The sequence below is a fragment of the Cellvibrio sp. pealriver genome (assembly GCF_001183545.1).
GTDB lineage: Bacteria > Pseudomonadota > Gammaproteobacteria > Pseudomonadales > Cellvibrionaceae > Cellvibrio.
On sequence record NZ_KQ236688.1, the window covers coordinates 1,832,063 to 1,851,879 of the forward strand.

Below are 19,817 nucleotides of genomic sequence, written 5' to 3' on the forward strand. Positions count from 1 at the left end.
ATGTCATTCGATTTATTACTTTCTCACTTCCATTTTTTGCGCCCCTGGTGGTTAGCCGCATTAGTGCCCGTCATGATTATTGCGCTGCTGTTGTGGTATCAAAAACATAACGCTCGCCAATGGCAGCAAATGGTTGCACCCGAATTATTGCAATATTTACTCGATGGACAGACAACTCGCATCAAGCCTTGGCAACTGATTGCATTATTAATTGCCTGGGTCATCAGCTGTATCGCCCTCGCAGGCCCCTGTTGGGAGAAACGTCCGGTTGCTGTTGAACAAAACCAACAAGCGCTGGTGATTATGTTAGACCTTTCACCCTCTATGATGAGCGAAGATGTAAAACCCTCACGCCTTGTGCGCGCTCGTTTAAAACTGGTTGACCTATTGCGTTTGCGCAAAGATGGCCAAACCGCTCTCGTCGTTTATGCTGGCGATGCCCATGTCGTAACGCCACTTACCGATGACACAGAAACCATTAACAATATTATTCCTGCGCTAGACCCGAATGTGATGCCCGCTCGCGGTAGCAATACTGAAGCGGCAGTGAGCCGTGCTATTAAACTGTTAAAAGATTCCAATATCACCCAAGGTGATTTGTTGTTGATTACCGATGGTATAGATTCAGATGCGCAGTACAACCTGCAAGAAATGATGGATCGAGAAAGCCAATATCGGCTTTCTATTCTCGGTATTGGCGGCACTTCACCTACGCCTATCCCAAGTGAAAATGGTGGTTTTGTGCGCGACAATAAACGCAATATTGTCACCACTGCATTAAACGCCAGTGATCTACAATCGCTTGCGCAGAAAACCCGCGGCCGTTACCGCACCATGAGTAACACCAGCAGCGATATTGATTACCTGATGGATTTACCTGCACCACAAAAAGAAGAAACCCAACGAGTCGATCGCGAATTTGACAGTTGGTATGACCGCGGCCATTGGCTGGTCATTTTATTACTGCCAATTATTTTGTACTGCTTCCGCAAAGGCGTATTGCTGTGTTTATTCATCATTCCCATGGCCGCACTGGCACCCAGTAAAAGCTATGCATTCGGTTGGGATGATTTATGGAAAAATAAAAATCAGCAAGCTTATGAAAAACTCCAGCAACAACAAGCCGCCGAAGCAGCACAGCAATTTGATCATCCCGATTGGAAAGCCAGCGCTCAATATCGCGCAGGTAATTACGGCGATGCTGCAAAAGGCTTCGCCCAATCCAACACCGCTGAAGGCCATTACAACCGTGGCAATGCTTTAGCCAAAGCTAATCAGCTGCAAGATGCCATCAAAGCGTATGACGAGGCGTTGAAGTTAAATCCTGCGCTGGAAGATGCAAAAAAGAATCGCCAGTTAGTGGAAGATGCCCTTAAGCAGCAAGAGCAACAACAGCAAAATCAGGATTCCGACAACCAGCAAAATGACGATCAGCAAAACAAGGATCAGGAGAATCAGGATCAAAAGGACAATGACCAACAAAACCAAAATGAACAAAACCAGGATAAACAAAATCAAGATCAGCAGAGCGACGACCAAAATAAAAATCAGGACAACCAAAACCAACAATCATCGGACAATCAAAATCAGTCCGATGCAGAACCCAAAGATAGTTCTGATGAACAAAAGGATAGCTCTGACGATAAAAAAGACGATAACCAGCAAAATTCGTCTGCAATGAATCAGTCAGAGGAACAAAAATCCGAGCAAGAGAAAGAAGCTGCTGACGCAGCACAGCGTGAACAAGATGAACAGCGAAAAGAAGAACAAGCCGCTGAAGAGCAACGTCAAGCAGGCGAGCCCAAAGATGATGGCCTAACTGATGAAGAGCGTCAGGCGATGGAGCAATGGCTGCGGCGCGTGCCAGATGATCCGGGTGGCTTACTACGCAACAAATTTAATTACGAACATGACAGACGCAACTACGAAATTCTCAATGGTGATTGGGAACCTCCCGCGAATGGGGCAGAAAATCGCTGGTAGGTAACCTGCCCGGTATGGGATCAATTATCGAGACGCATTTATTTGCAACGGACATACACAATGAAAAACGCATTTTTTACTTTGCAGAAATTGCTCAGCCATTGCATAGGCTTTTTATTAATGGTGACGGGGCTGAATGTTTATGCTGGCAACCTTACTGCCAGCGTAGACCGCGACACACTCGCGCTTACCGAAACCTTTACCTTGACGCTGCGCTATGACGAACAAATCAACGCAACGCCTGATTATGAATTGCTGCAAAAGGATTTTGATATTTTAAATACCCGTAGCGGTACGCAAATGAGCATCATCAACGGCAATATGGAAGCATCTACCGAATGGAAAATTGCACTTGCACCCAAGCGTATCGGCAAACTGTTGATTCCTTCATTTTCAATCGATGGCGCAGTCAGCGATGCGATCGAGATAACCATCGAAGGGAAAAGTAAATCACCACAAAATACCGATGACAATGTCAGCGTTGAAATAGAAACCAGCAAAGATACCAGCTATGTGCAGGAACAAATCATTGTAACGCTGCGCTTGTTTACCACTATCAGCCTCAGCGGTATGGAACTGTCACCACTGCAAGTGAAAGATGCTTTAGCGGTGCAACTGGATGAAAAGCAATACCAAACCAAAATTAATGGCCGACCCGGTGCAGTCATTGAAACCCGCTATGCGTTATTCCCGCAACAAAGTGGCGAGTTGATTATTCCCAGCATGTTATACCAAGTTGCTATTGATGCAGGCCATCGCGATTTATGGGACAGATTTTATGGCAACAGCCAAAATAATATTTTGCGTTTACGTACCGAAGAACAACGCTTGACCATTTTGCCAGCACCCGCTGCCGCAAATGGTAACAACTGGATGCCAGCCACCAATGTCAGTCTGAGTGAACATTGGAGCACAAGCATAGACGCATTAAAAATTGGTGAGCCAGTTACCCGCAGCATTACAATCAAAGCAGATGGTTTGACCGCAGGCCAAATTAATCCATTGCAAATCCCGCCGGTTAATGGGCTCACATTTTATAACGATCAAGCGCAAAACGATGACCAAAAAAATAATCAGGGCATAACAGGATCACGCATTGAAACTATCGCCATAGTGCCCACCAAAGCCGGCGATTTCACTTTACCTGAGGTGAAGGTTAACTGGTGGGATACCAACAGTAATAGCCTGCGCACAGCAACATTGCCTGCCGTGACATTGCGTGTCGGCTTGGGTGATATGTCCGCACAACAACTCGCCGAACAAAACCAACAGGCGACAAACGAAAATGAAGAAACTGCTCCCGCAACTGTGGATCTTGACACTGACCTAACAGGCCTTAAAGAACAATCAACGCGTATTGTTCAGCAAACACCGATATGGCTCTACATCACCAATTTGGTTAGCTTATTGGCTGCTGCCTATTTTGCATTGGAATTTTTTATCGCCAGACGCAAACTCGCCGGTATTCATGCCGCAAAAGAGCATGAAAAAAGCCAACGTACCCAAGCAGAAAATACCGCATGGAATCAGGTTAAACGACAACTGGCGGAGAACAATTGGAAAGAGCTACGTAAAGCCCTGATTGATTGGGCACAGGTTTATTGGAAAAACCCTTCGCTAACAAATTTACAAATTATTGCAGCGCAAATAAACAGCCCGGAATTCAGCGAAGAACTGCGCAAGCTGGATGAAGCTATTTTTGGTGGCAACAATGCCACACCGAACAGCGAGATATTACTGCAAACGCTAGCCAACCTGCGCCGCAATAAAACGTATCAACATTCAAACAACAGCCCTCTGCAGCCGTTGTATAAAAGTTAATTGCGATAATATTGTAACCTCTCAATTTGGCGATCAAATTGCTCAAACACATGTTCGATGCAACGGGTCGCCAGTTGAAAATAATCGCCCGCCTGAATACTGGGGCGTTCAATAATCAATTGCGTTTCTATACAACGCAATAGTTGCTGGATTTCCACACGCGATGCATCTGGCCATGATGCATCAACACTGGATGCGATTTTATTGCGCAAATGGTTGAGCTGGATGCGCAACACGCTGGAGCACTCACCTTTTGCCGCAACGCCAGTACCCAAAGCACGCGCCTGTCCAATATATTCAGCAATCGATAATAAATAACGCCAATCGGTATCGCTTGCATCACCCGTTATTTTTGAAAGATGGTGTGCATCGGCCACATCATCAATTAAATACAATAAATTAGCGATCAGGATATTGTGTTGTTTAAAGTTTTTATCCGCATCACCCTGCGTATAAATGGATGACAAACGGCTCCAATGATCCACCAAACTGGACCATTTGACATTATCTTTCATCCAACCACCGGTTGCTTCAAGCTCGGCAATAACGTTTTTGATTTGAACCGCCAGAGCTGCAATATTCTGCTGCGCTGCCTGGTTTCCATTGATAAAACCCGTTGTCAAACCGCGGTGCTGCTGAATGTAAGTCAATAAACTGCGCAGCAATTTTATGTAAGCAATACCTTTTAAAAATAATATGCTTGCCTGGCGTTTTTTATAGCTGAGCGAAATAATTAAAAACAGCAAAAAACCTATAGGAAATACCAAAAATACAACCAGTAATGAAACAGGAGTTTCCATAATACTACTCCGAATGATGAGTCAATCTATGCAAGTGGTCTGCAATTTCAGCGGCTTGGCCAGCGCGATAACTATTCTGGTTCGCAAGGTCAGCAACTGTTTCTATATGTTTTGATATTTCTCGTGCGGCGATACTCTGTTGCTCTGCGGCAACTGCAATTTCATCAATCAAACCAAATACATCATCCGTTGTTGTCAATATTGACGTTAACGATTCATCTGCACTGGATACCCCAATCAAAGACCTATTGGTTTTTTCTACCACTTTTGCCACGCTAGCCAGTACCTGCTGCATACTTTCCTGCACATGTGCAATGTTGGAACTGATTTCACTGGCAGAGCCTTGACTGCGAACAGCCAAGGCTCTCACTTCGTCTGCAACAACAGCAAAGCCCCGTCCATAATCACCTGCGCGTGCTGCTTCAATCGCCGCGTTCAACGCCAGCAAATTCGTTTGCCCTGCAATATCGCCAATCACCTGTGACATTGCCGTTACCTTATTCATCAAACTGTGTAATTCGCTGATACGCAATTCGGTTTCCCGAGCGAGCCGCGCTACATCAGTGACTTCACGTGTCGCTTCACCCAGCGCTACGCCTCCTTGCTTACTGTAATCACATGCTTTGGTAGCAGCGTCACGCGCACCGGCAATACGGCTACTGATATCGTCGATACTATGACTAATTTCGGTAATGGCAGCTGCACTGGATGTGGTCGCGTTGGATTGATAGGCCGCACTTTTGGAAACCTCTTTTGCATTAGCAGCTAATTCTGCAGACGAGTGTCCCATTTCTTTTACTGCATCTTTATATTCTGCATTGCGCCGCTGCCGGTTTTTAAAGACATCAATAAACGTGTTATGAAGGCTGTTCAAAGGCCCACTGACTAACTGGTTCCAATCCACAACAACATCTTTATCAACGGCAGCAAGATAGTGTTTTATTCCCTCCAGATCCCGGTTAACGCCCCCCACTATCCCCAGTATTAATACAACCACTAACAAAACCGGTATCAACAACCAAACACTGGCAATTGCGAACACAATCGCCACAGCGACCAATAACAAATTGATAAAAATTGCAGTCAATAATACCCAGGGTTTAACTGAGGCAACGGCCTGCCCCAAAAAACGCACCATTTCAAAACCTCCAACAGCACCTAACAAAAGACCAGGACAAGAAACCCGCACAACATCGGTGCGGAAAAATATTTATTGCTAGTGCAAGGCAACAATTCAGTGCGCAACAGCGTGATATTGTTCATTTGTTGTTATCGCTATCACTGTCTCTTCAACATTCATGCCATAGGCAAGCAAAAAAAAGCGGGCATCACTTGCGCGATGCCCGCTTTATGTCCGACAAACAGTGATCGTTACACTAAACTTTTACTGACCACTTCATACACATCTTTGGAAAGATCCGACACTGCCATAATTCGCTCCAGCTGCGCCTTCATTAAGGATTGTCGTTGTACGTTATATTTTTTCCATTTGGTCAAAGGCGTTAACAAGCGCGATGCAATTTGCGGATTTTGGCTATTGAGCGCGATGATTTGATCCGCAAGAAACTCATAGCCAACGCCTGCATTTGCATGAAAGTTAATAGGATTACCATTGCAGAAACTGGAGATCAGGGCGCGAATTTTATTAGGATTTTTTCCATCGTATGCCGGGTGTTGTTGCAATTTTTTTACTGTAGCCAAGGTGCCCGGCAACACACAACTCGCCTGCACAGTTAACCATTGGTTCACTACCAGTGATTCATGCTGCCAGCGCTGATAAAAGTCATCCAATGCCTTAACAGCCAATTGCTGCGCGAGCGGTGAACTGCTATTGACCAACTGCGTCAAGGCTGCCATCACATCCGTCATATTGTTACTGGTGCGATATTGCTGCTCACAGGCTTGCACTAACGCATCGTCGTTAAGCAGCATTAAATATCCGAGCGCAACATTTTTCAGGCTGCGCGCAGCAATGGCATCTGCGGTCGCACTGTAGGGTTGTTGATGATCATAATCCTGATACACACGCATCAACTCGTCGCGCAATGCATGTGCAAGTGCAATACGCACAGCTGTACGGCTGTAGTGAATAGCTTCAACATCCACCAGATCAGCCAATTCACTCAAATACGCTTCTGATGGCAAACTGAGCATGTAAGCCACCATTGCTTTATCCAGACTGTCGTCTTGCAAGATGCTGCGATAGGCCGCTATTAAATCTGGCTCTAGTGCCCAATTTTTCAAATCGCCGCCTTGCTGGTACACCTTCATGGCCTGATGAATAGCATGTAGCCCCAATTGCTGGCTGGCTTCCCAACGATTAAAACCATCGCTATCGCGGCTCATCAATACAATCAAATCGGCAATGCTGTAGTCATAATGCATTTTTACCGGTGCCGAAAAACCGCGCAGCAAACTCGGCACCGGTTTTTCTTGTACACGTTCAAACACAAACGTTTGTTCGGCACTGGTTAACTCAAGAACCTTGTGCGTGTTATCACCCGTTTCAAAATCAGGTTCGGCATTTTTTAAATAGAGCGGCAAATCCCCTGCACTGCCCAATAAGCCCATCGCAATCGGAATATGGAACGGCAGTTTTTCCTGACATTCAGGCGTAGGCGGGCAAGATTGTTTGATCGTGAGCGAATATTCTTGCGCATCTTCATCGTAATGATCGGTAATGTGCAAACGCGGCGTACCCGCTTGTGAATACCAACGCTTGAATAACGTGAGATCGCGCCCCGATGCGTCTGCCAGCGCTGCAACAAAATCTTCTGTGGTAACCGCTTGACCATCATGGCGATCAAAATACAAATCGGTTCCTTTGCGGAAATGTTCTTTGCCCAACAAGGTTGCCAGCATGCGAATAATTTCTGCACCTTTCTCATATACCGTCATGGTGTAGAAATTGGATATTTCGATATAGGATTCCGGACGGATCGGATGCGCCATTGGCCCTGCATCTTCTGCAAATTGAAGTGTGCGAAGCAAAGTGACATCTTCTACGCGCTTTACCGTGCGCGAGCCCATATCTGCTGAAAATTCTGAATCGCGATAAACCGTAAAACCTTCTTTTAAACTCAACTGGAACCAATCGCGACAAGTCACGCGGTTGCCGCTCCAGTTATGGAAATATTCGTGGGCAACAACACCTTCTACGCGCTGAAAACCAACATCGGTAGTGGTTTCAGGCTTTGCCAATACACAGGATGTATTAAATATATTGAGGCCTTTGTTTTCCATTGCGCCCATATTGAAATCATCAACTGCAACAATCATAAAAATATTTAAATCGTATTCACGACCATAGACTTCCTCATCCCAACGCATGGAGTTTTTCAGTGAGGTCATTGCATGATCACATTTATCCAGATCCTTGGGTTCAACGAATATTTTCAAAGTCACGTCGCGGCCGGAGCAGGTGGTGAAGCTATCTTCTATATGGGCGAGATCACCTGCCACCAAGGCAAATAGATAAGCGGGCTTTTTAAACGGGTCATGCCAGGTAGCATAATGACGATTGTTTTCAGCATCACCCTGGTCAATCAAATTCCCATTTGATAACAACACTGGAAATTTTTTATCGGCCACCACTGTCGTGGTGAACTCACTCATCACATCAGGGCGATCAAGGTAATAGGTTATTTTGCGGAAGCCCTCTGCTTCACACTGGGTGCAGTACATTGTGCGTGAGCGATAAAGCCCTTCAAGCGAGGTATTCGATTCCGGTTTTATTTTTGTGATGGTCAGCAGTTTGAATTCTGCAGGGGTATTAAAAATCGTCAGATTTTCTTCACCGAATTCATAATCATCTGCACCGAGAATTTTTCCATCAAGCGCAATAGAAACAAGCTCCAAATCTGCACCATGTAAGGTGAGTTGCGATGCGGGGGCAGCAGCCGGGTTGCGGTATAAGTGCAACATAGCACTGACAAGCGTTTCACCCTCATAAATTTCAAAACGTAAATCAGTCGTTTTGATCAAATAAGGCGGCACTTGGTAGTCTTTGAGATAAATCGTTTTGGGTGCTTGTTCTTTGGCGGGAAAACCTTGCTCTGCTGCAGTCATAACGAATTCCTGATTCACTCAAATAGAAAAATTATTCAACCCATTTAATGGGCTTGTCGGTGTGCGCATGATCATGTTCGTGATCATCATCGCCACAATAAGTATGCGGCTCCGGTGGAATGTAACCCGTGTGCTGGTCTGGTGGTAAATTCTTATGCTCGTAGGCAATCACCGCTTGCATACACAACTGACGCTGCTCCGCTGATAAACGGTTACCGTCTGGCCATTTGCCCAGCTCTACTGCGCGCTTTAAATTTTGATAAATTTCCGGCGTAAGGCTGGAAAGTAATTGTTGCAAATCCATACATTTTCCAATTTAAAAACAATTAACGTAAGTACAGGTGTTTTGTGAATAACGCGTAAACAGCGCCAGCAATTAATCCACCCAAATGCGCGGCATTGGCCACAGAGCCTGCGATAAAATAATCGACTACGCCGGTCATACATAACACTAACCAAAACAGCATAAAACCGATCAACGCCGAAGGAACAGCAACCAATGGATGAGGTGCAATGCGTTGACGCACAGCAATAAATCCAACCAAGGCGTAAACAACACCAGACATTCCACCGAAGTTGGCGTGCCCACTCCATATAAATTCTGATGCATTCGCTGCAATAGCAGTGATAATAAAAAATAACAGGAAGTGCCAACGTCCTGTTAAAAATTCCAAACGCCGCCCTAACTCCCACATCCACAAACAGTTAAATAACACATGAAAAATGCCTGAATGTAAAAAAGCCGGTGTTACCAAACGCCAAACTTCCCCACTGGCCAATGTATTCGCTAATGGAATAAAGCGATTATCGACAACACCCAGAAACGTAAAATACGCCATCCATTGGGTGCCGACTACAAGCGCACCAAGCCCACTCAATAAAATCAGGCAAGTCACGACAGGTACCTGCAGCGCTTGCTGAACCAGATTGGGAAAACCTTGTGTCTGATGCCCAGAGGGTGCGTTTGTAAAACTTGATGTGTGAGTCAACTGTAACTCGATATCGCCTTGTTCATAACGGGTGAGAAATTCTTGCAAGGCGGGGATAACATCAGGATCCAAAACCATCAGGCATTGCCGGCCGTCCTCCTCGGTAATGCGATGCTGCAAGCCCCGCTCACGCAAATAGTGGCTAAGCGCACTTAAATCCTGTTCGATGGGAAAATGTTTTACGGTAATCCAGTTCAATGCTCTGTATCCGATGGAAGGGAAAAGACTGAAAATGTCAGGGGTCTACATACACCCACACAAATTTATTGGCCTGTAATTGTGCCTCACCATCCATGCGGTATGCCACCAATCGCCCGAATTTAACCGCACTATAGTCCAGACAGGCCAGGTTGGGAGCAAGCGGGCGTGGCTGCCCTTTCAGCCAATAATGACCCACAAACAATGGTGGCTGGGCATGATCGTAATACACCATTTGGGAGCGGTGCTCTTCAGAGATTTCTGCCATCGCAATATGTTCCGGAATCGGATCTGGCTGGAACAATAATTGGCCATAGGTGCGCGCCTCATGCCCCCAGAATTTTGTGCGGAATGCGCGACGGGTATAACCGTCCGATGATGTCATTGTCATCCCATCTGGCAAAGGCAAATCCACCCCGCCGGTCAGGCGTTGCTTGGTCAGTGCAGCAAGAGAGCCCGGCTCAGCCGATTCCAGAACAAATGTCCAATCAATATGGCCATCGCCATAACGTGCACAATGAAGGTCAATCAGTGTTTGATCCCAACAAGCATGCACAGCGCGAAATAGCTGCCGGGTGAGTGGATGCTCGATCTCCAGAAACAGAGGCAACTCCACAAACCAGCGAATGAAGGACTGCCATTCCTGGGAGTAATTAGCGAATTGCTCAAGGGTTTCAGCGATCTGCCTCGCGTTAGCGGCAGTGTGGGGGCGCAAGTAGCCACCACTGCCTGTACTGGTGCAATAGGTGATGGCATTGAACTCATGGTTACCCAGAATCATCAGGGCACTGCCCTGCTCCACCATGTCACGCACCAAATGCAAGGCCTCACGGATACGCGGCCCTCTGTCCACAATATCCCCAAGAAATATGACTTGTCGTTGCCGGTGGCGATATACACCGCCGATTTTTTGATACCCCAGGGTTTGCAGCAACCGCTCCAGAGTGTGGGCGCACCCATGGACATCACCAATTAAATCGTAACCTCTGGCTTCACCCGGCTGGGACCGGCTGATCGATTTATCTGGCGACTGTTTTATCATGCCGTTAGCCCCTCCATGCTACTCCTTCAATAGATGCCCGCCCCATCCCAACTTGGAACGGCAACGCTCATAAAAGTTGTAATCAAGAGGATGTAACAGCTCCAACATGTGGGGCTTTTTACGGATCAGGATTGTATCGCCCGTCTGCACATCAACATGCGAGTGCCCATCACAGGTCACCATTGGCTCGGCGCGGTTGTGCTCGCCCACGACAATGCTGATCGCACTGTGCCCCGCCACTACAATCGGACGACTGCTCAAGGTGTGGGGGTTCATGGGAACAACAACTATGGCATCCAGAGTCGGATGCAAAATGGGGCCACCACCACTCAATGAATAGGCCGTGGAACCGGTTGGCGTAGACACAATGACGCCATCGGAGCGCTGGCTGGTGACAAATACATCATCTACCGCTATCTCAAATTGCAGCATGTGGATGAATTGCCCAGGGTGCAAGACCACATCATTGAGTGCATCAGCCGTGGCGATCACCTGCCCGTCGCGTCTGACCTCCATATCCAACAAAAACCGCTTTTCCGATTTGAATTGGCCCGACAACACTTCATCGACCTTATTTTCAATATCTTCCGGGGTGATGTCGGTCAAAAATCCCAAGCGCCCACGATTAACCCCCAAAAGCGGCACAGCATATTTGGCAAGTGCACGCGCACCGCGCAGCAGGCTGCCATCACCACCGACAACAATAACCAAATCACACGCCTGCCCGAGCGTATCCATATCCACGATCTGGTGCGCAGCAGACAGCAAATCAGTATCAACAATGCGCGCAGCCGTTTCCGCCTCAAGGACAAAACGTTTATTGCGGAGCTGTAAAAAACGGATCAACCGTTTGATGGAATATACCGCGCGCTCATTATTGAGATGGCCAATCAGGCCTATGGTTGAAAAATGGGTCATAAAAGTCACTGCATAAAAGTCACGGAGAGTGCGGTTAGTAAAGCGTGCGGTTAATTAAATGAGGAAATATCCCTGGATTTTGTAAGCTATTATAGCCTCCAGATTCCCCAAGGCTGATATTTATGCCGAATTTACCTGATGATCCATCACTATTGTTTATCCATCAACTCCATCACCAGCATGTGCGTGATTTGGCCTGGTGCTGTTTCAGCGCGCCTATGATGCAGGAATTACCGGGCACAGCAACACAGATTTTTCCTTTTCAACAACCGTGTTCACACACCGGCTTTACACCATCAGACACGGCATTGTGGGATTGGTTGCGCACATTAGATGCCGCCCCAGAGGCATTGGATAAGCACCTCGCACAGCGAAAAAGCACACGGCTCGGAATTTATTACGAAGCTTTGTGGCAATTTTATTTTAACCATCACCCGCAATGGCAATTGTTGGATTACAACCTGCAAATTGATCATAAGGGAATAACATTAGGCGCATTGGATTTTCTATGCGGCCGCGATGGGCAGTATTTTCATATTGAGACTGCTGTAAAATTTTATCTATGCAATACACACAGCCAGAAAGATGCTACTGAGTGGAAAAACTGGATTGGACCAAACAACAATGACCGTTTGGATATCAAATTAACCCATCTCATCAATCATCAGTTGCCACTGCACCAATTCACCCAAACACAAAAAGTATTGCACGCGAAATACCCTCACATTCAAAACTGGCATAGTGCTTTGTGTTTGCAGGGTTATTTTTTTTCACCTGCATCTATGTGTTTAAGCCCTGATCATAGCCATCCACATCACGGCCATGGATATTGGTGGCACCTGCGCGATTTTCTGTATTTTTTACAGCAGACAGCACAAACAGAGACGGTCTGGACCCTGCTTGAACATCAGCACTGGTTATCCCCTGCGCACATTGATAGCCCTGATAGATTATTAACAGCGACCGAACTTTCCAAACACATACAATCGCAGCTGGAAAAAACAAAAAAGCCGCTCTTGATAGCGGCTTTGATCGAAATGAATAGCATTACAAAAACGGTGTGGCGAGAATCCATGCGGGGCTTTGTTGTACCAGATCACTGGCCAGATAACTAACCCTGCCCGAGAATGACATCACCATTGCGCAACACATAATTTTGCGTATCGGTTAAATATTGCTGAGCACCAGCAGGACTAAATAATTGCGCGCAATTATCTAATGCCAATGTGCGATAACCATGTTGTGCTAACAAATGCGCTGCCGCACGACTGCGCCGTCCGGTATCGCAATAAAAGACATACAATTTATCTTTAACCAGCAAGCGGGATTTAATGGAAAGTATATTTAATGGGATATTCACAGCGTGCGGTAAGTGCACCTCGCTGTATTCTTCTTCACTGCGCACATCAACCGCCACAACACCTTTTGCCATGGTATCCGCCAATTCGGCTAATGCCAGTGTCGCCACACTCGGTTCTTTCAATAATCGATAGAAATCCTGTTTTTCCAAACGCATCAAGACACCGTCTGTACGCATCATGACTGTTGCGTTACGCACAGTTTCATTTACCAGCGCATCTTCACCAAAACAACGACCAACACCGATGGTCGCTAGATGCTGACGTTTGTTATCCGTATGCCGGGTTACATCCGCCTCACCTTCTTTAATGAAATAACATTGGTCTCCCAATTCGCCTTGACGAATAATCACATCGCCCGCATACACAACCTGGGGAGTCAAACGCGAAAAAATTTGCTCAACATTCAAAGGTGGTACTTTGAAAAATAAATTGGACTTCAAAATAATCATCATCCAATCAATGTCTTCGTCCAGATCACGCTCACGCGAAATAATCAGTTGCAGATAATCAGCAACCTGGCTCCAGGTCAGCATTTTATCCAAGCGCTCGCTGTTGATACGCAACACACTGCAATCTGTTTCGGCCACAGCCGTATACTGGCGTGGTTGCTGATGGGCAATGGGAAGAAGGGATGATCGCCCTTTAATTTGCGTGCGGGTACCATCGACATTAACCAGAGCGACATCACCATGCAGAAGGTAGACATGCTGCTCATCATAACTGCCTGCAGAAAAAAGCGTTTGACCTGCACATACAGTATCGACAACTGCATCATCCAACAAAGCCAGCAAATGGCTTTCGCTCATGTCTTTTAGTGGCACCAATGTGCGTGTCAAGTTCAGATCGAATCCGACGGGGGCAGACACATCAACAGGAACTTGGGCATTTTTTTGAGCTTGCATAACAACATCCTTTAACAGGGAAGCAGTCTCTTATAAGACTACAAAAACGCATTACCAAAACAACTTTTACGGCACGTTATTCGCTGGCTTATCGCAACTCAAACTTCTGTGGTTTAGGGACATGTAAATCCTCTCCGCCCCTGTAATCCTCCTGTGTGTATTGCAATCACACGAGAACCACGCGCCCAATATCCCTGTTGCGCAAGACAATGAATTGCCCAAAACATTTTTAATGTGTACACAGGATCAAGTGATAATCCCGTTTCCTGCTCAAACGTTTGCCAAAAGCGAAACAGATAATCCGGGTGCCTCTTGGCATATCCACCTGCATGAAACCCACTGATCAGTCGCCAATTTTCGGGAGTATCAATACGCAGGCTATCACTAAAAAGTTGGCGATAGTAATACGCAACATTACGCCCCAAATTTCCATCACCTTTCAGACTGGAAAATCCCAATGCCTGCTTTTCCTGACTAATGCCTGCGGCCAAACCCGCCAAGCTAATACCTGTTCCACAGGGGATGCACACCGCAGTATAGTCAGCTTTTACCTGCTGCTCTAGCGCTTGCCCAAGCAACTGCATACCCTGCGCACCAGCGAGATTACCACCACCTTCAGGAATACTGTAAAACTCGCCAAACTGATTGCGCAACGCTTCAATCATTTGCAATTCATTTTTATCACCGTACTCCTGACGGCTGATAAACACCAACTGCATCCCCCAATTTTCAGCATCAATCAAGGTCGGACTTAATTGCACAGGGCGCTCACCGCGCACCACACCTATTGTTTTAAAACCGTATCGCTGCCCTGCAGCAGCCAAAGCATGTAAATGATTCGAATAGGCACCACCAAAACTCAGCAATGTGCTTATCCGTTTCTTGCCTGCCTCATGCAAATTAAAAAATAGTTTGTAGAATTTATTGCCCGATAACTGCTGGTCGAATAAATCATCCCGACGCACCAGTAATTCAACACCTGCAGCAGCCAATACTTTTGTGGTCATATTTTGTAATGGCACAGCACAAGCAGCGGCAAAAAAATCATCGCCAGAATCAATCAACACCGTTTTTTATACCTGCAATACACATCTATTGGTCACTGTTCTGTTTTTAAATATTTAACGCCGCTCTGCTACCAATGAAAAAGTGACCGTTTGATGTTGTGTGCAGCGATCACTTTCCCCAGAGTGAAACTCTAATGGAGTTTCAATCATTGGAATACTTCGGCCACACATATTGCCGCGCGAATCAACTGCACTGCAACAGGGCGATTTATGATGCTCCAGCCACGCAAAATAAACCGCTTGGCTTACGCCAGCTTTTTCTGCTGCATAAGCATCAGGATCTTCCAGATACCGGCCAATATCATCGAGCGCAATCGCAATCTCCCCCACTCCAGGCAGGAAAGCAACCAAATTAACACCCGCTTTAGTCAAACGCCCCAACAATTGATCGCTGCTATTTTTCAAAAGCTGCTGATTTTCACGCTTGATATTCACAATCTCTTCTTTTAACGCACTTTCATTTTGATGCCGATAAAATAGCTCAACTTCCCGCATGTCTAACATCTCACGTAACCCTGCAGTAGCAGCACGGATTTTTGTATCGAGCTCCAATGCAAAATTTTCTTGCAACACCTGCAATTGACTGGATTCATCTTGCTGTGCGGCCTTGAGTTTATGGGCAAAATATTCACGCATCCCTTCCACCTTGGTGGCTTGAATATCAAGACTTTCTTTTAAAGAACGGTTGCGCTCCTCAAGTTCCTTATTTTGCTGCTCTAATTGCTGATACTGCTGTTGATAGGCCAACAAACGGTGTTGGTGCTCATGCTGAAGTGAGTGAAATTTTGCCTGATGTTGATTCATTAGCGTGGCAATACGCAAGCGCTGCTCTTTGATCAATAGCGCCATTTTATCGCGCAACTCTTGCGCATAATGTTCATGTAATTTTTGTTCCAGCGCTGATTGCTCGCGCTCAACTTCAGCAACAGTACGCACAGCTTGAACCGACTTTGAAGCAACAGCCTGTGCCTCCGGTGCTTTTATCGCAAACCCCAATCGATTGGATTTCACGGCTTTGCGCATCGCCACAAAGCTATTACTGCCCGGCTGCATAAGCGGATCCCACAAATTCTTCTGGTGCCAGGCAACAGGACACTGGCTGTAACACACCAGCCGGATTGCCCCTGCCCCCATATCAGGCCCGGAACCAGCGGATTCCAACAACTGGCGTAACGGCACATTCCAACGGCGATCAACCATGCCTTTTGCATCGAACCCCAAAAGAAAAAACACTACGCCGGTAACATTTAGCGACGGGTTGATTTGCACATAAGCCGCCTTGGCTGATGTACCAGAAAAATCAGGAACAGGGATGAAGCCATCCAAAATTGCCTCAAACTCAGGGTAAAGCAACTCGCGTGCTATTTGCCCGTCCTGAAAAAGAAAGACAGCCTCAAGTTGCTCTGCAGGGGAATTGGACATAGGACAGTTGTCTCACACCGGGTGATTTGTGTGTAAAGTTGTAGGAAGTATAAGAAACACATTCACATGAAAACGTGAACAACTGCCATGAAGAGTGACTTTTGCACAGATTTGCGGCCTATTCGACTAAACGATACCACGCTGGTTCCGTCATCAAAACTACTGGTTATAGCGCGCACCAACAACACTAAATCAGGTTATCAAAATCACCGGGGAGATTTTATAAAGAAAGGAATAACCAAACAGAGAGAAAGCGAGGAGTTACCACGAGCCTGCAGCAAAATGCTGCATTAGCCCGGGTTAGATGTCTGAGTAATCTTCAGGGAAATCATCATCAACATCATCAAACTGAACGTCTAGCAGGTCTTCAACATAGTCTTGCATTGTCATTACTCCTTAGATTGGATATTTACTCTCAGGGAAACCCCAGTCTACAGACAGGTATATCGCCTGACTGGTTCCCGGGTTTTACTCCCTGAACTTCAATCTACCAACCAAAGATGACAATTTCATGTAGATCTGCGTTTCTAAGGCAATAAAAAAGCCCGCACATGGCGGGCTTTCTGAAATAGTGGCGGACCGGACGGGGCTCGAACCCGCGACCTCCGGCGTGACAGGCCGGCATTCTAACCGACTGAACTACCGGTCCGCGAAACTAACAACGATACACCTGCCATTTTGTTCAGGCTCTTGTTCAGGGAGCACAAAATGTGGTGGGCGGTACAAGACTCGAACTTGTGACCCATGCCTTGTAAGGGCATTGCTCTACCAACTGAGCTAACCGCCCCTCGTTGAGAGGTGCGCATTCTATCGAATTTGCTTTTTGTGTCAAACGTTTTTTGACGATTTACTTAAAACTTATAAGAGAGCGACCAAGAAGTAAGCTCCTGCGGACAAAAATACAGCGCCAACAGGTAAATTAGCTTTCATGGCACGCTCGAATCCTTATTTAGGTCTATATACTTTGCCAACGCGATATTTCATGGATCCAATTATCTTTATAACTTAATAACGCCCACTGCTTATGAAATCCCCTACTTTAATCACCCAACTGCCAAATAATGATTCCATTCCCTGGATGGGGATTGTGGTGATTCTTCTGTTGGTCTTACAGACGCTCTTGATCATCGGCTTACAGCGCAGCCGCTTGAGCAACAAGCGCGCACGAAAAGCGCTAAAGGAATCGCAAAAAGTATTGGAAGACAAGATCCTTGAGCGCACAGAAAGTTTGCACACCACCAATAATCTGTTGGTGGACGAAGTTGCCCGTCATGAACAAACAGGGCGGCAGCTACGCGAAACCAAGTTGTACTTACAAAGCATGATCAACTCTATGCCATCGATTATTATTGGCGTTAGCGCAAAGGGCGAAGTCACTCACTGGAACGCGGCTGCCGAAAACACGTTTGAAATTTTTTCAAACGAGGCGCTGGGAAAAAATATTACTGATTTATTGCCTTTATTCCCCGTCACAGTTGATTCTATTAAAAACTCGATCCGCAATGGCGAGCCTTACTCTACACAACACACGCAAAGTGATGACGAAAAAAAATGCTATTTTGAGATCACGATTTACCCATTAATTTCCAGCACGCAACAGGGTGCCGTTATTAGGATAGACGATGTCACCATGAAAGTAACAATTGAAAACTTAATGATCCAAAATGAAAAAATGTATTCACTTGGCGAAGTAGCAGCTGGAATCGCTCACGAAATCAATAACCCTCTCAGTGTTATTCTACAAAACGTACAAAATATTTCGCGCCGGACAGATATTAATTTTTCCACTAATCATACCCACGCCAATCAATTGAATCTGGATTTTCAGCAGGTACATACCTACTTACAAACTCGTGAAATACCAAAAATGCTCGACTCTATACGTGAAGCCGGCGAGCGCTCAGCAACCATAGTACGAAACATGCTAGAGTTTTCACACAACTCCCAACGAAAAACCAGCCTGGTTGAAATACAACACCTAATTGAACAGACTATTAATTTAAGCCAAAGCAATTATTCTTACAGCGGCCACAAGGTAAATATTGTTACTGAATTTGAATCGCCACTTCCTCCGGTACATGCATCCGCTCCAGAGTTACAACAAGTCCTATTGAATTTATTGCGAAATGCCAAACAGGCACTTGCCAGCAGCGGAGAAGAAAACCCAAGCATTTGGATCAAAACATACACACAAGACCAGCATCTTGTGATCGAAGTTCAAGATAATGGCCCCGGCATGACCGATACTGTACGCAAGCATATCTTCGAGCCATTTTTCACAACAAAAGAACTAGGCTCGGGAACAGGCTTGGGTTTATCTGTTTCATATTTCATTATCACCGAGCGTCATCAAGGAACAATCGATGTAAAAACAGCGCCAGGCAAAGGTTGCAGCTTTATTATTAGACTACCGTTGCAACAGGCATAACTATCATCCCGCAGGAGCCACAATGACACACAATAAATACTTACTCAAATTAGCATTTGGCATTACTTTATTAACAGGTTGTGCCACACAAACACCGACAATCGATGAAAACTCCCTGGAGCGAGCCGCCACCAATACCCTTAGTGAAGCCGTTTATTTTTCCAATTTATTTACGACTTGTGCAACGCTTGGCGGGGATATAGAAGTTGATGCAATTGATACCCAGCAGAATTGGCTGAATGAAAATGCAAAACTCGTAGCAGCGGCAGATGCATTTTATAGTCAGCTGCATACCAATGATGCGTTTAGCTACAACAATAAAACTGTTTCACCTGCGGCGATCCGTTTGGTACTAGATGCCCGCACGCGTGCAACCGATGAGCTGGCTCTTCCACAACGCAGCCCGGTTAATAAACAAAAAATTTGCCAATTTAGGCTTGCACAGATCAGCGGCAAAGCATTGCCCTTGGCAAACAATCCTAAAATCGCACCATACAAAGCCGAGCTGCTGAAACATTTACCTGCAGACTATAAAATCGTAGACGTTCCCACATTGGCAGCGGGATTGCAGGGCGCTTCCCAAGGCGCAACCTTCTATAGTATTGCAAATGCCCATGAAAAGACCTGCCCTGCTGCATACACCCTGAGTATTGCCAATCAATGGCCACATGAAGTCTATGCGACCTTCTGCGGAGAAAAAGCCACCTCTGTTCTTACGTGTGAATGGGGCAAATGCGAGACGAAGAAGTTATAATGCCGGCTCACGGGCTGTACTAAAGTGCAGCCCGCCTTGTTTAACAAGCAAGCTTTTAATGAGC

General features: G+C 46.0%; 15 protein-coding genes and 2 tRNA genes. 5 read left to right on the top strand and 12 right to left on the bottom strand.

Going from position 1 to position 19,817, the window contains the following annotated elements; genetic code table 11:
* Together VC28_RS07875 and VC28_RS07880 are read left to right on the top strand one after the other, a co-directional pair.
* On the top strand, positions 1-1,983 hold the full coding sequence (locus VC28_RS07875; RefSeq protein WP_049630163.1) for a VWA domain-containing protein: 1,983 nt from the start codon (positions 1-3) through the stop codon (positions 1,981-1,983).
* A gap of 60 nt (positions 1,984-2,043) precedes the next feature.
* A complete protein-coding gene (locus tag VC28_RS07880; protein WP_049630164.1) occupies positions 2,044-3,804 on the top strand; it encodes a BatD family protein in 1,761 nt (586 codons plus the stop codon).
* Here the strand turns inward: VC28_RS07880 and VC28_RS07885 are convergent.
* The 7 genes from VC28_RS07885 to VC28_RS07915 all read right to left on the bottom strand — a co-directional run bounded on the left by VC28_RS07885 (position 3,801) and on the right by VC28_RS07915 (position 11,819).
* A complete protein-coding gene (locus tag VC28_RS07885) occupies positions 3,801-4,604 on the bottom strand; it encodes a nitrate- and nitrite sensing domain-containing protein (protein ID WP_049630165.1) in 804 nt (267 codons plus the stop codon). The genes VC28_RS07880 and VC28_RS07885 overlap by 4 nt on opposite strands.
* Before the next feature lie 4 nt (positions 4,605-4,608).
* Positions 4,609-5,742 (bottom strand): methyl-accepting chemotaxis protein, encoded by a 1,134-nt coding sequence (locus VC28_RS07890; protein ID WP_049630166.1) that lies wholly within the window; start codon positions 5,740-5,742, stop codon positions 4,609-4,611.
* Between the two features lie 233 nt (positions 5,743-5,975).
* Positions 5,976-8,672, bottom strand: a complete 2,697-nt coding sequence (gene pepN, locus VC28_RS07895) for an aminopeptidase N (protein WP_049630167.1) — start codon at positions 8,670-8,672, stop codon at positions 5,976-5,978.
* 31 nt (positions 8,673-8,703) lie between these two features.
* Positions 8,704-8,976: a YeaC family protein gene (locus VC28_RS07900; protein ID WP_049630168.1), complete on the bottom strand. Its 273-nt coding sequence runs from the start codon at positions 8,974-8,976 to the stop codon at positions 8,704-8,706.
* Between the two features lie 22 nt (positions 8,977-8,998).
* Positions 8,999-9,859, bottom strand: a complete 861-nt coding sequence (locus VC28_RS07905) for a rhomboid family intramembrane serine protease (protein WP_049630169.1) — start codon at positions 9,857-9,859, stop codon at positions 8,999-9,001.
* Positions 9,860-9,896: 37 nt separating this feature from the next.
* Positions 9,897-10,901 (bottom strand): metallophosphoesterase, encoded by a 1,005-nt coding sequence (locus VC28_RS07910; protein WP_049630170.1) that lies wholly within the window; start codon positions 10,899-10,901, stop codon positions 9,897-9,899.
* Between the two features lie 18 nt (positions 10,902-10,919).
* Complete coding sequence (locus tag VC28_RS07915; protein ID WP_049630171.1) at positions 10,920-11,819, bottom strand: NAD(+) kinase; 900 nt, start codon at positions 11,817-11,819, stop codon at positions 10,920-10,922.
* Positions 11,820-11,941: 122 nt separating this feature from the next.
* On the opposite strand from VC28_RS07915, the gene VC28_RS07920 reads away from it, so the two are divergent.
* Positions 11,942-12,934 carry a DUF1853 family protein gene (locus VC28_RS07920; protein ID WP_049630172.1) on the top strand — a complete coding sequence of 331 codons (993 nt, stop codon included), beginning with the start codon at positions 11,942-11,944 and terminating at the stop codon, positions 12,932-12,934.
* Here VC28_RS07920 and VC28_RS07925 read toward each other — a convergent pair.
* The 5 genes from VC28_RS07925 to VC28_RS07945 all read right to left on the bottom strand — a co-directional run bounded on the left by VC28_RS07925 (position 12,931) and on the right by VC28_RS07945 (position 17,358).
* Positions 12,931-14,082, bottom strand: a complete 1,152-nt coding sequence (locus tag VC28_RS07925; protein ID WP_049630173.1) for a cyclic nucleotide-binding domain-containing protein — start codon at positions 14,080-14,082, stop codon at positions 12,931-12,933. The two genes, VC28_RS07920 and VC28_RS07925, sit on opposite strands and share 4 nt — an antisense overlap.
* Before the next feature lie 113 nt (positions 14,083-14,195).
* The gene (locus VC28_RS07930) at positions 14,196-15,149 is read right to left on the bottom strand and encodes a 1-aminocyclopropane-1-carboxylate deaminase/D-cysteine desulfhydrase (protein ID WP_049630174.1); all 954 of its coding nucleotides are present in this window, start codon (positions 15,147-15,149) and stop codon (positions 14,196-14,198) included.
* A 54-nt stretch (positions 15,150-15,203) separates the two neighbouring features.
* Positions 15,204-16,571 (bottom strand): hypothetical protein, encoded by a 1,368-nt coding sequence (locus tag VC28_RS07935; RefSeq protein ID WP_049630175.1) that lies wholly within the window; start codon positions 16,569-16,571, stop codon positions 15,204-15,206.
* A gap of 572 nt (positions 16,572-17,143) precedes the next feature.
* Positions 17,144-17,220 (bottom strand) — tRNA-Asp (locus tag VC28_RS07940).
* Positions 17,221-17,282: 62 nt separating this feature from the next.
* Positions 17,283-17,358, bottom strand: a tRNA-Val gene (locus tag VC28_RS07945).
* 237 nt (positions 17,359-17,595) lie between these two features.
* Here VC28_RS07945 and VC28_RS07950 point away from each other — a divergent pair.
* Entirely contained in the window at positions 17,596-18,999 is a 1,404-nt protein-coding gene (locus VC28_RS07950) for a two-component system sensor histidine kinase NtrB (RefSeq protein WP_049630176.1), read from the top strand.
* A gap of 22 nt (positions 19,000-19,021) precedes the next feature.
* The gene (locus VC28_RS07955) at positions 19,022-19,753 is read left to right on the top strand and encodes a hypothetical protein (protein ID WP_049630177.1); all 732 of its coding nucleotides are present in this window, start codon (positions 19,022-19,024) and stop codon (positions 19,751-19,753) included.
* Positions 19,754-19,817: the final 64 nt, after the last annotated feature.

Excerpts from the sequence above, each read along its gene's own strand:
- VC28_RS07875 (WP_049630163.1), top strand. The coding sequence starts at position 1 with ATGTCATTCGATTTATTACTTTCTCACTTCCATTTTTTGCGCCCCTGG.
- VC28_RS07880 (WP_049630164.1), top strand. The coding sequence starts at position 2,044 with ATGAAAAACGCATTTTTTACTTTGCAGAAATTGCTCAGCCATTGCATA.
- VC28_RS07885 (WP_049630165.1), bottom strand. The coding sequence starts at position 4,604 with ATGGAAACTCCTGTTTCATTACTGGTTGTATTTTTGGTATTTCCTATA.
- VC28_RS07890 (WP_049630166.1), bottom strand. The coding sequence starts at position 5,742 with ATGGTGCGTTTTTTGGGGCAGGCCGTTGCCTCAGTTAAACCCTGGGTA.
- pepN (WP_049630167.1), bottom strand. The coding sequence starts at position 8,672 with ATGACTGCAGCAGAGCAAGGTTTTCCCGCCAAAGAACAAGCACCCAAA.
- VC28_RS07900 (WP_049630168.1), bottom strand. The coding sequence starts at position 8,976 with ATGGATTTGCAACAATTACTTTCCAGCCTTACGCCGGAAATTTATCAA.
- VC28_RS07910 (WP_049630170.1), bottom strand. The coding sequence starts at position 10,901 with ATGATAAAACAGTCGCCAGATAAATCGATCAGCCGGTCCCAGCCGGGT.
- VC28_RS07915 (WP_049630171.1), bottom strand. The coding sequence starts at position 11,819 with ATGACCCATTTTTCAACCATAGGCCTGATTGGCCATCTCAATAATGAG.
- VC28_RS07920 (WP_049630172.1), top strand. The coding sequence starts at position 11,942 with ATGCCGAATTTACCTGATGATCCATCACTATTGTTTATCCATCAACTC.
- VC28_RS07925 (WP_049630173.1), bottom strand. The coding sequence starts at position 14,082 with ATGCAAGCTCAAAAAAATGCCCAAGTTCCTGTTGATGTGTCTGCCCCC.
- VC28_RS07935 (WP_049630175.1), bottom strand. The coding sequence starts at position 16,571 with ATGTCCAATTCCCCTGCAGAGCAACTTGAGGCTGTCTTTCTTTTTCAG.
- VC28_RS07950 (WP_049630176.1), top strand. The coding sequence starts at position 17,596 with ATGAAATCCCCTACTTTAATCACCCAACTGCCAAATAATGATTCCATT.
- VC28_RS07955 (WP_049630177.1), top strand. The coding sequence starts at position 19,022 with ATGACACACAATAAATACTTACTCAAATTAGCATTTGGCATTACTTTA.